The 14586-nt window shown below is 61.2% G+C and carries 8 protein-coding genes and 3 rRNA genes; all 11 read left to right on the forward strand.

The features are described from left to right. Positions 1-9: 9 nt before the first annotated feature. The gene (gene tyrS, locus AC20117_RS16945) at positions 10-1320 is read left to right on the forward strand and encodes a tyrosine--tRNA ligase (RefSeq protein ID WP_074702654.1); all 1311 of its coding nucleotides are present in this window, start codon (positions 10-12) and stop codon (positions 1318-1320) included. A gap of 611 nt (positions 1321-1931) precedes the next feature. Further along, positions 1932-3455 (forward strand): 16S ribosomal RNA (locus tag AC20117_RS16950). 461 nt (positions 3456-3916) lie between these two features. Then, a 23S ribosomal RNA gene (locus tag AC20117_RS16955) occupies positions 3917-7059 on the forward strand. Between the two features lie 213 nt (positions 7060-7272). Next, positions 7273-7389, forward strand: a 5S ribosomal RNA gene (gene rrf, locus AC20117_RS16960). Together the 16S, 23S and 5S rRNA genes form the textbook arrangement of a ribosomal RNA operon. 293 nt (positions 7390-7682) lie before the next feature. Beyond that, a complete protein-coding gene (locus AC20117_RS23565; protein WP_083339878.1) occupies positions 7683-8870 on the forward strand; it encodes a hypothetical protein in 1188 nt (395 codons plus the stop codon). A gap of 14 nt (positions 8871-8884) precedes the next feature. After that, positions 8885-9667 (forward strand): tetratricopeptide repeat protein, encoded by a 783-nt coding sequence (locus tag AC20117_RS16965; protein WP_236777353.1) that lies wholly within the window; start codon positions 8885-8887, stop codon positions 9665-9667. A 4-nt stretch (positions 9668-9671) separates the two neighbouring features. Beyond that, entirely contained in the window at positions 9672-10655 is a 984-nt protein-coding gene (locus tag AC20117_RS16970) for an HAD-IIA family hydrolase (protein WP_236777354.1), read from the forward strand. A gap of 44 nt (positions 10656-10699) precedes the next feature. Next, the gene (locus tag AC20117_RS16975) at positions 10700-10921 is read left to right on the forward strand and encodes a hypothetical protein (protein ID WP_074702652.1); all 222 of its coding nucleotides are present in this window, start codon (positions 10700-10702) and stop codon (positions 10919-10921) included. A 7-nt stretch (positions 10922-10928) separates the two neighbouring features. Then, positions 10929-11783 (forward strand): TlyA family RNA methyltransferase, encoded by an 855-nt coding sequence (locus AC20117_RS16980; RefSeq protein ID WP_074702651.1) that lies wholly within the window; start codon positions 10929-10931, stop codon positions 11781-11783. Then, a complete protein-coding gene (locus AC20117_RS16985) occupies positions 11780-12772 on the forward strand; it encodes an NAD kinase (protein ID WP_074702650.1) in 993 nt (330 codons plus the stop codon). Before AC20117_RS16980 ends, AC20117_RS16985 begins: the two co-directional genes overlap by 4 nt. Further along, positions 12769-14493: a DNA repair protein RecN gene (gene recN, locus AC20117_RS16990; RefSeq protein ID WP_074702649.1), complete on the forward strand. Its 1725-nt coding sequence runs from the start codon at positions 12769-12771 to the stop codon at positions 14491-14493. The genes AC20117_RS16985 and recN overlap by 4 nt, the downstream gene beginning before the upstream one ends. Positions 14494-14586 lie beyond the last annotated feature (93 nt).

Here is a 14586-nt window from a genome sequence, read left to right on the forward strand (position 1 = left end):
TTAGAGTCCGTGTCAACTAATACGTTTCTGAGTTCCCAAAGCAATGACCCCAGTTTCGCCAATGTATGGCAGGAACTGAAGTGGCGCGGACTGGTCCACGTCTCCACCGACGAGGCGGAGCTGGAAAAGCTGCTGGCCGGTGAACCGATCACGTATTACTGCGGTTTCGATCCGACGGCGCCGAGCCTGCATCTGGGCAACCTGGTCCAGCTGTTGACCATGCGCCGCCTGCAGCTGGCCGGCCACAAGCCGCTCGGCCTGGTCGGCGGATCCACCGGCCTGGTGGGGGATCCGCGCCCCACTGCGGAGCGGACGATGAACACCAAGGAAACCGTCGCCGAATGGGTCGGCTACCTGCAAGGCCAGGTGCAGCGGTTCCTCAGCTTTGAGGGCGAGAACGCGGCCCGGATGGTGAACAACCTGGACTGGACGGCGCCGATGAGCGCGCTGGACTTCCTGCGCGAGATCGGCAAGCACTTCCGTGTCGGGACCATGATCAAAAAAGACATCGTCGCCTCCCGGCTGAACTCCGAGGAGGGGATCAGCTACGCGGAATTCAGCTACCAGATCCTGCAAGGCATGGACTACCTGGAACTGTTCCGCCAGTACGGCTGCGTGCTGCAGACTGGCGGGTCGGACCAGTGGGGCAACCTGACCAGCGGTACCGAACTGATCCGCAAGGTCGAGGGCAAGTCCGTCCACGCCATCGGCACTCCGCTGATCACCAACTCGGATGGCACGAAGTTCGGCAAGAGCGAAGGCAACGCCATCTGGCTCGACGCCGCGATGTGCAGCCCGTACGCGATGTACCAGTTCTGGCTGAACACGGCAGATGCCGACGTAGTCGAGCGGCTCAAGGTCTTCACCTTCCGGAGCAGAACAGAAATCGAAGAGCTCGAAAAGGCGGTAGCCGAACGCGCGCATACCCGCGAGGCCCAGCGCGTGCTGGCCTATGACGTGACCTCGCTGGTCCACGGCGAGGAAGCAACCGACAAGGTGATCGCTGCTTCGGCTGCATTATTCGGGCAGGGTGAACTGGAAGCGTTGGACGAAGCCACGTTGGTTTCGGCCACTTCGCAGCTGCCCAGCGCCACTGTGGAGCGCGGTTCCCTCAACATCATCGGATTGCTCGTTGCCTCCGGCCTCGTGCCGAGCAACTCCGGCGCCCGTCGTACCGTGGCCGAAGGCGGTGCGTACGTGAACAACGAAAAAATCACGGATCCGGATGCAGTCATCGATGATTCAAAGTTGCTGCACGGCAAGTACTTGCTGATGCGCAGGGGCAAGCGCACCCTGGCAATGGTCGAAGTTCCTGCATAGCCAAAGGCTGCAAGTCGGGACAATCCCGGCAAAGCCAACAAGGCGGGCCCGTACCCGTGCCAGCTGCCAGCAAGGCGGTGGGCACGGGGACGGGCCCGCTTTGATTTGAGGGGTAATTCTGCCGGATTTGCAGGAGTCCGAAACCTTGTGTATTGTTTTCTGAGTCGCCGCCGCTGAGTTGAAAAAGACAAAGCGAGCAGGAGGACAAAATCCCAAGACAAATCGGAAGCAATTCCGGCGTGCACTTTGAGGCAAAAGCCGGGGGCGCTGAAAATTGTTGCGGGTGCATTCTTTATCGAATGGAAAATCGCGGAAAACGCCGATTTGACAAGAGATATTGAATGAAATAAATTTATGAACATCGCAGCGAAGAAATGCGAAACAATAAAAGAATTCATCGAATTCGGGTTTCAAAAAGTATTCGTTTGCTCCTGTTGTTTGAGAACTCAATAGTGTGCCAAGTTTGTTGATACCAATTATTTTATTGGTTGAATTATTGTCGTGGGGCACCGCCTCCGTGGTGTGCCGCGATGTTTTTTAGCCTGGTTTGAATTTAGTGCAGTGCTGGTTCCCGTTTTCCCGGGGGCCGGTGTTGTGTCTGTTAGTAAACATTAACGGAGAGTTTGATCCTGGCTCAGGACGAACGCTGGCGGCGTGCTTAACACATGCAAGTCGAACGATGATCCGGTGCTTGCACCGGGGATTAGTGGCGAACGGGTGAGTAACACGTGAGTAACCTGCCCTTGACTCTGGGATAAGCCTGGGAAACCGGGTCTAATACCGGATACGACCTGTCACCGCATGGTGGTGGGTGGAAAGATTTTTTGGTTTTGGATGGACTCGCGGCCTATCAGCTTGTTGGTGAGGTAATGGCTCACCAAGGCGACGACGGGTAGCCGGCCTGAGAGGGTGACCGGCCACACTGGGACTGAGACACGGCCCAGACTCCTACGGGAGGCAGCAGTGGGGAATATTGCACAATGGGCGAAAGCCTGATGCAGCGACGCCGCGTGAGGGATGACGGCCTTCGGGTTGTAAACCTCTTTCAGCAGGGAAGAAGCGAAAGTGACGGTACCTGCAGAAGAAGCGCCGGCTAACTACGTGCCAGCAGCCGCGGTAATACGTAGGGCGCAAGCGTTGTCCGGAATTATTGGGCGTAAAGAGCTCGTAGGCGGTTTGTCGCGTCTGCTGTGAAAGCCCGGGGCTCAACCCCGGGTCTGCAGTGGGTACGGGCAGACTAGAGTGCAGTAGGGGAGACTGGAATTCCTGGTGTAGCGGTGAAATGCGCAGATATCAGGAGGAACACCGATGGCGAAGGCAGGTCTCTGGGCTGTAACTGACGCTGAGGAGCGAAAGCATGGGGAGCGAACAGGATTAGATACCCTGGTAGTCCATGCCGTAAACGTTGGGCACTAGGTGTGGGGGACATTCCACGTTTTCCGCGCCGTAGCTAACGCATTAAGTGCCCCGCCTGGGGAGTACGGCCGCAAGGCTAAAACTCAAAGGAATTGACGGGGGCCCGCACAAGCGGCGGAGCATGCGGATTAATTCGATGCAACGCGAAGAACCTTACCAAGGCTTGACATGGACCGGACCGCCGCAGAAATGCGGTTTCCCTTCGGGGCTGGTTTACAGGTGGTGCATGGTTGTCGTCAGCTCGTGTCGTGAGATGTTGGGTTAAGTCCCGCAACGAGCGCAACCCTCGTTCTATGTTGCCAGCGCGTTATGGCGGGGACTCATAGGAGACTGCCGGGGTCAACTCGGAGGAAGGTGGGGACGACGTCAAATCATCATGCCCCTTATGTCTTGGGCTTCACGCATGCTACAATGGCCGGTACAAAGGGTTGCGATACTGTGAGGTGGAGCTAATCCCAAAAAGCCGGTCTCAGTTCGGATTGAGGTCTGCAACTCGACCTCATGAAGTCGGAGTCGCTAGTAATCGCAGATCAGCAACGCTGCGGTGAATACGTTCCCGGGCCTTGTACACACCGCCCGTCAAGTCACGAAAGTTGGTAACACCCGAAGCCGGTGGCCTAACCCCTTGTGGGAGGGAGCCGTCGAAGGTGGGACCGGCGATTGGGACTAAGTCGTAACAAGGTAGCCGTACCGGAAGGTGCGGCTGGATCACCTCCTTTCTAAGGAGCGCCTCAGACTCGCAGGGCCTTCCCAAGTGTTGGTTGTGCGGTTTGCAGGAGAGCCCATTGCGCGGGCGTTTGTTCTGCGGTGGGTGCTCGAGGGTGGAATATCAACGGATAGATGGTCTTTTGGCGGTTTCCATGCCAGTACGGTGTCCCCTTTGCGGGGGTGCCTGGAACGTGTGGGGGTTGTCCGGGGGGTTGTTGTTTGGCACACTGTTGGGTCCTGAGGCAACAGGGACCGGTTCGTGAATGGGCCGGTGTTTGTTTGTTTCTGGTTTCCTGCGCAGTCCTTATCCGGGCCACGGTTTATCCGTGGTGCGGGGATGGGTGTGACGGGGTTGTTGTTTGAGAACTACATAGTGGACGCGAGCATCTTATAAAGAAGCAATTTTGATGAACCTGGATCTGTTTTGGATCTGTGGTTCTCTCGATATTAAATGCTGATTTTGATCTTTTGTGGTCAAGTTTTTAAGAGCACACGGTGGATGCCTTGGCATCAGGAGCCGAAGAAGGACGTGGGAATCTGCGAAAAGCCTGGGGGAGTTGATAACCGAACTTTGATCCCAGGATGTCCGAATGGGGAAACCCCGCCAGGGGCACTTGTGTTACCTGGTGACCCGTATCTGAACACATAGGGTACGTGGAGGGAACGCGGGGAAGTGAAACATCTCAGTACCCGCAGGAAGAGAAAACAACAGTGATTCCGTTAGTAGTGGCGAGCGAACGCGGATGAGGCTAAACCGAGTCATGTGTGATAGCCGGCGGGCGTTGCATGGCCGGGGTTGCGGGACTTTCCGTTGCTGTTCTGCCGGACAGCTGAAGTGAGTGCAGATGCATAGGTGAACGGTCTTGAAAGGCCGGCCGGAGAAGGTGTTAGCCCTGTAACCGTAATGTGTGCTGCCGCTTGGAGAGTATCCCAAGTAGCACGGGGCCCGAGAAATCCCGTGCGAATCTGCCAGGACCACCTGGTAAGCCTAAATACTACCTGATGACCGATAGCGGACAAGTACCGTGAGGGAAAGGTGAAAAGTACCCCGGGAGGGGAGTGAAACAGTACCTGAAACCGTGTGCTTACAATCCGTCGGAGCAGCCCTAGCAGCTGTGACGGCGTGCCTTTTGAAGAATGAGCCTGCGAGTTAGTGTTACGTCGCGAGGTTAACCCGTGTGGGGAAGCCGTAGCGAAAGCGAGTCTGAACAGGGCGTTGCAGTGGCGTGATCTAGACCCGAAGCGGAGTGATCTACCCATGGCCAGGTTGAAGCGCGTGTAAGAGCGCGTGGAGGACCGAACCCACTTCAGTTGAAAATGGAGGGGATGAGCTGTGGGTAGGGGTGAAAGGCCAATCAAACTCCGTGATAGCTGGTTCTCCCCGAAATGCATTTAGGTGCAGCGTTGCGTGTTTCTTGCCGGAGGTAGAGCTACTGGATGGCCGATGGGCCCTACAAGGTTACTGACGTCAGCCAAACTCCGAATGCCGGCAAGTGAGAGCGCAGCAGTGAGACTGTGGGGGATAAGCTTCATAGTCGAGAGGGAAACAGCCCAGACCACCAACTAAGGCCCCTAAGCGTGTGCTAAGTGGGAAAGGATGTGGAGTTGCGAAGACAACCAGGAGGTTGGCTTAGAAGCAGCCATCCTTGAAAGAGTGCGTAATAGCTCACTGGTCAAGTGATTCCGCGCCGACAATGTAGCGGGGCTCAAGTACACCGCCGAAGTTGTGGCATTCACGTATTACCCAAGCCGGGGACTTGTTCCCTTGGTTCAGGGGCGTGGATGGGTAGGGGAGCGTCGTGTGGGCAGTGAAGCCGCGGTGGAAACCAGCGGTGGAGCCTACACGAGTGAGAATGCAGGCATGAGTAGCGAAAGACGGGTGGGAAACCCGTCCGCCGAATGATCAAGGGTTCCAGGGTCAAGCTAATCTGCCCTGGGTAAGTCGGGACCTAAGGCGAGGCCGACAGGCGTAGTCGATGGACAACGGGTTGATATTCCCGTACCGGCGAAAAACCGCCCATACCGAGCCGGTGATACTAACCGTCCAAACCGTGCATCCGTGCCCTTCGGGGCCAGTATGTGCGGGGCGCGCGGGACCTGAACCGGGGAGGTAAGCGTATTAACAGGTGTGACGCAGGAAGGTAGCCAGGCCGGGCGATGGTAGTCCCGGTCCAAGGATGTAGGGCGAACGGTAGGCAAATCCGCCGTTCATTAAGCCTGAGACCTGACGGGACCCCCGTATGGGGGGATCTGGTGATCCTATGCTGCCGAGAAAAGCATCGACGCGAGGTTTTAGCCGCCCGTACCCCAAACCGACACAGGTGATCAGGTAGAGAATACCAAGGCGATCGAGAGAATTATGGTTAAGGAACTCGGCAAAATGCCCCCGTAACTTCGGGAGAAGGGGGGCCTGCCCCGTGATACAGACTTGCTCTGTGGAGCGGGTGTGGGCCGCAGAGACCAGGGGGAAGCGACTGTTTACTAAAAACACAGGTCCGTGCGAAGTCGCAAGACGATGTATACGGACTGACTCCTGCCCGGTGCTGGAAGGTTAAGAGGACCGGTTAGCCCCTTCGGGGGCGAAGCTGAGAATTTAAGCCCCAGTAAACGGCGGTGGTAACTATAACCATCCTAAGGTAGCGAAATTCCTTGTCGGGTAAGTTCCGACCTGCACGAATGGAGTAACGACTTCCCCGCTGTCTCAACCATAAACTCGGCGAAATTGCACTACGAGTAAAGATGCTCGTTACGCGCAGCAGGACGGAAAGACCCCGAGACCTTTACTATAGTTTGGTATTGGTGTTCGGTGTGGCTTGTGTAGGATAGGTGGGAGACTGTGAAGCCCGGACGCCAGTTCGGGTGGAGTCATCGTTGAAATACCACTCTGGTCACTCTGGACATCTAACTTCGGCCCGTAATCCGGGTCAGGGACAGTGCCTGATGGGTAGTTTAACTGGGGCGGTTGCCTCCTAAAGAGTAACGGAGGCGCCCAAAGGTTCCCTCAGCCTGGTTGGCAATCAGGTGGCGAGTGTAAGTGCACAAGGGAGCTTGACTGTGAGAGAGACATCTCAAGCAGGGACGAAAGTCGGGACTAGTGATCCGGCGGCACATTGTGGAATGGCCGTCGCTCAACGGATAAAAGGTACCTCGGGGATAACAGGCTGATCTTGCCCAAGAGTCCATATCGACGGCATGGTTTGGCACCTCGATGTCGGCTCGTCGCATCCTGGGGCTGGAGTAGGTCCCAAGGGTTGGGCTGTTCGCCCATTAAAGCGGTACGCGAGCTGGGTTTAGAACGTCGTGAGACAGTTCGGTCCCTATCCGCTGCGCGCGCAGGAAATTTGAGAAGGTCTGTCCTTAGTACGAGAGGACCGGGACGGACGAACCTCTGGTGTGTCAGTTGTACTGCCAAGTGCATCGCTGATTAGCTACGTTCGGATTGGATAACCGCTGAAAGCATCTAAGCGGGAAGCCGGCTTCAAGATGAGATTTCCATACACCCTCGAGGTGTGGGAGGCCCCCAGCCAGACCACTGGGTTGATAGGCCGGATGTGGAAGCAGGGACTAAAGACCTGTGAAGCTGACCGGTACTAATAGGCCGATAACTTACACCACACACTTCCCTGGCCGTCGAACCGACTTCAAACGGTTCCACGGCAATACACAGGGGAAGGAAAAGATACTTGCATCGCGTCCACTATGTGGTTCCCGGACAACAAACGTCCCAGGGAACACCACAATTGCATACAGTCCAAGAATGAACTGATGTAACCGAAGGTTTCACCCCTTCCGTCCGCCCGCGCGGGCCGGAACCGGGGTGGCAAGGGTTACGGCGGTCATAGCGTGGGGGAAACGCCCGGTCCCATTCCGAACCCGGAAGCTAAGACCCACAGCGCCGATGGTACTGCACCCGGGAGGGTGTGGGAGAGTAGGTCACCGCCGGACATCTTTTGAGCGTGAAGGGCTCCACCATGACGGTGGAGCCCTTCACCCATTTAAGGCCCGTTGCCGGAATTGCGGCCGATCGCTGGAGCCATGTCCGCCGTCGTAAGTGTTATCACAGCCCAGTCAGCCGGCCGTGTTGATGGTCTGCACTAGACTGGTCTGGTGGCACATGTCGTGCCGCGTTCTGATCAATAGATCAACACAAATCACCAGATAAATAGAGATGGCGGCTGAAGGCTCCTTTGAGGGGTGCCAGGCCCGCACTGAGAGGAGCTCCGGCATGGCTGATTTCCGTGGTCGTGGGGAACGAGACGACAAGGGCGGTGCCGGACGGGGCAACTTCGGCGGCCGTTCAGGATCTGACAAACCTGCTGGACGTGGCGAGGGTCCGCGTCGGGACAGTGAAGCACGTCGGCAAAGCGGCGCCTATCGCGGCACAAGCAACTCGGGTGGTGACCCGCGCGGTTTCCGCTCGCGTGACGATCGCCGTGGCGGCAGCGCTGAAGGCGCAGCCGGCCGGGATCGATCCGGTCCTCGCCGTGAGTATGGCGAACGCCCGCGTCAGGACCGCACTGACGGACCGCGGCGGGACTATACCGATCGTCCTCGGCAAGACCGCGCAGACGGTCCTCGCCGTGAGTATACCGATCGTCCGCGCCAGGATCGCGATGGCGCTCGTGGGGCTGAAGGTTATAAGCCTCGCCGTGAGTACGGTGACCGCCCGCGTCAGGACCGTACTGACGGTCCTCGCCGGGAGTACACTGATCGTCCGCGCCAAGATCGTGGGGCCCCTCGCGGCTCCGGTCAAGGAGGCGAGGGCTATAAGCCTCGCCGTGAGTACGGTGACCGTCCGCGTCAGGACCGTACTGACGGTCCTCGCCGTGAGTACACAGATCGTCCGCGCCAGGATCGCGATGGCGCTCGTGGGGCTGAAGGTTATAAGCCTCGCCGTGAGTACACAGATCGTCCGCGCCAGGACCGTACTGACGGTCCTCGCCGTGAGTACGGTGATCGTCCGCGTCAGGACCGTGGCGCCGAGGGCTATAAGCCTCGCCGTGAGTATGGAGATCGTCCGCGCCAGGACCGTACTGACGGTCCTCGCCGTGAGTACACTGATCGTCCACGCCAAGACCGTGGAGGTTCCCGCGGCGCTGAGGGTTTCAAGCCCCGCCGTGAATTCGGCGATCGTCCACGCCCGGACCGTGGTGGCCCCCGTGGTTCCGACCGTGGTGCGGAGGGATTCAAACCGCGCCGCGACGGGGAGGATCGCTTCGGCGAACGGAAGTATGGGGCTGACCGAGGCGCTGGCCAGCCTCCTCTCAAGAATGCGCAGGATCTGCGCAGCTCGAACAGGGCCGATCGTCCACGCTCTCCCCAGATCGACGATGACGTTACCGGGCAGGAACTGGACCGGGTTATCCGTGCACAGCTGCGAACGCTGGAATCAAAGAGCGCAGAGTGGGTTGCCAAGCACCTGGTGATGGCGGCGCGTTTGATGGACGAGGATCCCGAGCTCGCGTTCCAGCATGCCCTGGCTGCGAGCCGCCGTGGCGGCCGGATGGCTCCGGTCCGCGAGGCCGTCGGACTGACTGCCTATGCTGCCGGACACTACGGAGAGGCCCTGCGGGAATTCCGTACCTACCGTCGCATCAGCGGCTCCAACGCACACCTGCCCGTGATGGCAGACTGTGAGCGTGGACTTGGCCGCCCTGACCGTGCCCTCGAGATGATCCGTTCCGAGGAAGCTACGGACCTGGACGCTGCCGGCAAGGTGGAACTGGCGATCGTGGCGTCCGGTGCGCGGATGGATCTGGAGCAGTATGACGCTGCCGTGGCCGCGCTCGAGATTCCGCAGCTCGACAAGAACCGGGCATTCTCATACAGCCCCAGGTTGTTCCGGGCCTACGCCGACGCACTTGAGTCCGTGGACCGTGCCGAAGAGGCCGAGCAGTGGCGTCGTCAGGCGCGACTGGCGGAGAGCGCGTTGGGCGTAGGAGAGTTTGCCGAGCCTGAAATCTTCGACCTCGTTGATGAAGATGAGGAGCCGGAAGCACGGCGTCCACGCGAAGTGTCCAGCGGGTATGAGGCGGTTCCAGGCGAGGCAGCAGGCAGCGCCGAACCAGATGAAGAGGCATCAGATCGCGCGGAAGCCGAAACCGCAGGCAACGAGGTTGAACCGCGTGTTTCCGAGGCAGCGCTCGAGGAGGAAGACCTCCATGAAATCGAGGAGCCCGCTACAGGGGAGCAGGACGTCAAGCACCCCTGGGACGAAGACTGATTCGATGTTGATTGACGGTTATGACGCTCTGCTCTGCGACTTGGACGGGGTGGTTTACGCCGGTGCCGGTGCCATAGCAGGAGCCACTGAGGCTCTTGACCGGTTGCCGGCGGCCGGCGTCAGACTGGGCTATATCACCAACAACGCTTCCCGGTCTTCCGAGCAGGTTGCGGCCCATCTTCGGGAACTGGGTGCGCCGGCGCGGGCCGACCAGGTGTTTGGTTCCGCCCGTGCCGGCGCCGCGCTGCTGGCAAAGCATGTGGCGCCGGGAGCCAAAGTCCTGGTGACCGGCAGCCGGACCCTGGTCCACGAGATTGAAGCCTTGGGCTTTGTCCCCGTGGACTCGGCTGACCAGCAGCCCGATGCTGTCATCCAGGGCTTTGATCCTGCGGTGAGCTGGCTGGATCTGGCAGAGGCATCGTATGCCATAGCGGCTGGTGCATTCTGGGTAGCCACCAATACGGACCTGACGATTCCCCGCGCCGAGGGGATAGCACCGGGCAACGGTTCGTTGGTGGCTGCCGTCCAAACAGCCACGGGGGCGACGCCGCTGGTGGCGGGTAAGCCGGAGGCGGCTTTATTTACGACGGCGGCGGAAAGCCTCCAGGCGAAGACACCGCTTGTTGTCGGAGACCGTTTGGACACCGACATCCTTGGCGGCAATAACGCGGGCATGCATACGGCGGCGGTGCTGACCGGCGTCGATACCGTGGAAACGATCCTCGCCGCCCGCACAGCCGAACGGCCGCGCTACCTGCTGGCTAACTTGGGCGATCTGTACCAGCCGTATCCGCAGGTAACTTCTGCCGACGGGATTTTCACTTGCGGCCGCTCGAGCGCTACGGTCGAGAACGGCGTTGTCCGTTATAGCGGTGACCGCAACGAGCTCGACACCTGGCGGGCAGCCTGCGCCGCATGGTGGAAGGCCCATCCCGAAACGGCAGCCGCGTATATGCCGGAACTGGCTGAGCATGCGTCGATAGACTGAGGCAGGCCGGGCGAACAACCCCTGATGGTGGAAGGAACTGACCGATGGATCCGATGATTGACCCGATCACTTCCGCTGGACAGCCGGTGCAGGAGTCAGCCGTTACGCAGTGGCCGGTCTCCGTTGTGTCCACCGAGGATGAGAGCGTGGATGAAATCATCGAGCCGTTGACTTCGCTGCCGCACGTCCCGGTAACCGAACATGCTGCCGTCTTCACCTACATGCATGATGGCCTGCTGGCTGATCTGGATGCTGGAGCAGACTGAGGCAGGAATGACGAGACTCGATCAGGAACTGGTAGCCCGCGGGCTGGCACGGTCCCGGACCCATGCCGCAAAGCTTATCTCCGCCGGCTTGGTGAGCCGCGGGGGGAACGTTGTACGGAAGGCCTCCGCCGCTGTGGCAGCCGACGACCAGCTGGAGGTGGCCACAGGGGCTGAGCCTGAATACGTCAGCCGGGCCGGGCACAAACTGGCCGGCGCGCTGCGTGCCTTCCCGGCGGTAGACCCCGGGGGCCGCCGATGCCTGGACGCCGGGGCGTCTACCGGCGGCTTCACCCAGGTGCTCCTTGAAGCGGGCGCGCGGGAGGTAGCCGCTGTCGACGTCGGCCATGGTCAAATGGTGCCGCAACTAAGCGCCGATGAGCGGGTCCATCTCTTCGAGGGCGTGAACGCCCGGTATCTCGACAGTGCCGCTATCGGCGGACCGGTCTCGCTGACGGTCGCGGATCTGTCCTTCATCTCGCTGACCTTGGTGATGGCGGCCCTCAGCGCGGCCACTGAGCCCGACGGCGACATGGTGCTGATGGTGAAGCCGCAATTCGAGGTGGGGCGTGAGTCATTGGCGAGCACCGGCGTCGTCAGTTCGGAAGCCGAACGGCGGCGGGCGGTGGAAAAGGTGGTGCGCAGCGGGCTGGAGCACGGACTGCACATCAAGGGGCTGGCCCGCAGTCCGCTGCCGGGCCAGGACGGTAATGTGGAATTCTTCCTGTGGATGAAGGTGCCCGCCATGCGGGCCCCGGCTAGGATCGGAACGGAGCTTGATGCCGCCGTCCGCCACGCCATGGAACAGTATCCGGAACCGCCGGATGCGGAACAGCCCAACGAACTACCGGGAGTAAACGCATGAGCAGACGGATTCTGGTTCTGGCCCACACCGGGCGCCACGACGCCCTGGCCGCCGCCCAGGAAACGTGCGCCCAGCTCCATGCCTCCGGGCTGGTTCCCGTGATGCGGCGCAAGGAAGCGGAACACATCCGACAGGTCTATTCGCACCTGGCCGCTCCGCTCGAGATCCTGGACGAAGACGTGAAGCTCAAGGACGTGGACCTGGGCATGGTGCTTGGCGGGGACGGTACCATTCTGCGTTCCGCCGAACTGGTCCGGGACTCCGATGTGCCCCTGCTGGGCGTCAACCTGGGTCACGTGGGCTTCCTTGCGGAAAGCGAACGTGCGGATCTTGCCCAAACCGTCCATTGGGTGGTGGAGCGCCAGTACACCGTTGAAGAACGCATGACCATCGATGTGCAGGTCTGGCTGGACAAACGCAAGATCGGCCACACCTGGGCGCTGAACGAGGCCACCGTGGAAAAGGGTGACCGCCAGCGGATGGTCGAGGTCGTCGTCGAAGTCGACGCGCTGCCCATCAGCTCCTTCGGCTGCGACGGGGTGGTGATGGCCACGCCCACCGGTTCGACGGCGTACGGATTCTCGGCCGGAGGGCCGGTGGTCTGGCCGGAGGTGGAGGCCCTGCTGATGGTGCCGATCAGTGCGCATGCGCTGTTCGCCAAACCGCTGGTGGTGGCCCCGGACTCGGTCATGGCCGTGGAATTGCTGAACCGCACGGATGCCAATGGCGTGCTCTGGTGCGACGGCAGGCGCAGCCTCGATCTGCCGCCCGGTTCCCGCGTCGAGGTAACGCGCTCGGACAAGCCGGTCCGGTTGGCCAGGACCCGGCGCACCCCCTTCGCCGAACGGCTGGTACGCAAGTTCGAGTTGCCGACCAAGGGCTGGCGCGGTCCGATCAGTGCAGACGAGGCACAGCCGCAGACAACGCCGCTGGATACCATCCGGACGGTCGAGCCGCACCACACCCCGCCCGAGGAGGAGCGTCGATGATTGAAGAAATCAGAATCAGCAACCTCGGTGTCATTACCGAGGCGGTGTTGCCGCTAGGCCCCGGGCTATCCGTGGTCACGGGTGAAACCGGCGCCGGAAAGACCATGGTGGTGACCGCGCTGGGCCTGCTGCTCGGTGCGCGTTCGGATGCCGGCGCGGTACGCACCGGTGCTTCGTCCGCCGTAGCCGAGGCCGTGGTCCGGCTCGCTCCGGACAGTCCCGCCATCGCCCGCGCGCAGGATGCCGGCGCCGACGTTGAAGAGTACGAGGGCGAAGCGGAGTTGATGCTGGCCCGTACCGTAAATGCTGACGGCCGCAGCCGGGCGCATGTCGGCGGACGTTCGGCACCGGTAGGTGCCCTGGCTGAAATCGGTGAACAGCTGGTGGCGGTCCATGGGCAGTCCGAGCAGTTGCGGCTGAAGAGCCAGAGCGCCCAACGGGAGGCCCTGGACAAGTTCGGCGGGCCCAAGCTGGCCAAGGCGCTGGCGGCGTTCCGCCAGTCCTACGACCGTTGGCGGCAGGCGACGGCGGAACTGCAGTCGCTGCGGACCGAGGCCCGTGAACGGCTGCGCGAAGCGGAGTCATTGCAGCTGGCGCTGGAGGAAATCGACGGCATCGACCCGCAGCCGGGCGAGGACCTGGTGCTCAAGGCGGAGGCCACCAAGCTGGCTAACGTAGAGCAGTTGCGCGCGGCAGCACAGCTGGCGCACCAGGCGCTGATCGCAGAGGAATTCGCCGACGCCGGCGACGCCACATCACTGGTGGACGCGGCGAAACGATCCTTGGAACAGGTCCAGGCCGATGACCCGGAACTGGGCAAGGCCGCAGGCCGGCTCGCAGAGGTCGGCTACATCCTGGCCGACGTCGCGGCCGATCTGGCCAGCTACTCCGCATCGCTGGACAACGAAGGCCCCGAACGACTGGCCGAGCTTGAAGCGCGCCGAGCCAGCCTCGCCGGACTGGTGCGCAAGTATGCACCGAGCATCGATGAGGTGCTGGACTGGAGCGCAACCGCCCGCCAGCGCCTGGAAGAGCTGACGGACGATTCCAGCCGGATCGAGGCACTGGAAGCGGAAATCGCGGCGCTCGATACCGAACTCACCGAAACCGCCGGCAAGATCACCGCCATGCGCGGCAAGGCCGGCAGCGAACTCGGCCGTAAGGTGGGCAAGGAGCTGGCGGCACTGGCCATGCCGGACGCCGAACTGCACATCCAGCTCGAGCCCGCCGAGGAGCTGGGACCGCACGGGGCGGACAACATCGCGTTCCTGCTGAAGCCGCACCCGGGCGCACCGCCGCGTCCGCTGGGCAAGGGCGCCTCCGGCGGTGAGCTCTCCCGGGTCATGCTCGCCATCGAAGTAGTGCTGGCCGCGGTTGACCCGGTGCCGACGTTTGTCTTCGACGAGGTTGATTCCGGCGTCGGCGGTAAAGCAGCGGTGGAGATCGGGCGCCGGCTCGCGATGCTGGCCAAGTACGTCCAGGTCATCGTGGTCACCCATCTGCCGCAGGTTGCCGCGTTCGCCGACCAGCACATCCGGGTCTACAAGACCTCGGCAGCCGCGGCCAAGAATTCCGAAGGCGTGACGGCCAGCGACGTCACCTTGCTCTCGGATGAAGAGCGGGTGACGGAGCTTGCCCGGATGCTGGCCGGCCAGGAGGAATCCGAACTCGCCCGTGCCCATGCACAGGAGCTGATCGAAGGGGCCAAAGAAGGCCGCTAAGCTGTACGATCGGCTGGAGGAACAGACTCCCACCGCCGCGATAGTGGCGGCGGGAAGCTGAGGCTGTGTCATCCAACACGAACGGGTGGCCGT

The sequence above is a fragment of the Arthrobacter crystallopoietes genome (assembly GCF_002849715.1).
In the GTDB taxonomy this organism is placed as follows: Bacteria; Actinomycetota; Actinomycetes; order Actinomycetales; family Micrococcaceae; genus Crystallibacter; species Crystallibacter crystallopoietes.

Coding starts and splice junctions, on each gene's coding strand:
- AC20117_RS16965 (WP_236777353.1), top strand. CDS start 8,885: ATGGACGAGGATCCCGAGCTCGCGTTCCAGCATGCCCTGGCTGCGAGC.
- AC20117_RS16985 (WP_074702650.1), top strand. CDS start 11,780: ATGAGCAGACGGATTCTGGTTCTGGCCCACACCGGGCGCCACGACGCC.
- recN (WP_074702649.1), top strand. CDS start 12,769: ATGATTGAAGAAATCAGAATCAGCAACCTCGGTGTCATTACCGAGGCG.
- AC20117_RS16980 (WP_074702651.1), top strand. CDS start 10,929: ATGACGAGACTCGATCAGGAACTGGTAGCCCGCGGGCTGGCACGGTCC.
- AC20117_RS16970 (WP_236777354.1), top strand. CDS start 9,672: ATGTTGATTGACGGTTATGACGCTCTGCTCTGCGACTTGGACGGGGTG.
- AC20117_RS16975 (WP_074702652.1), top strand. CDS start 10,700: ATGGATCCGATGATTGACCCGATCACTTCCGCTGGACAGCCGGTGCAG.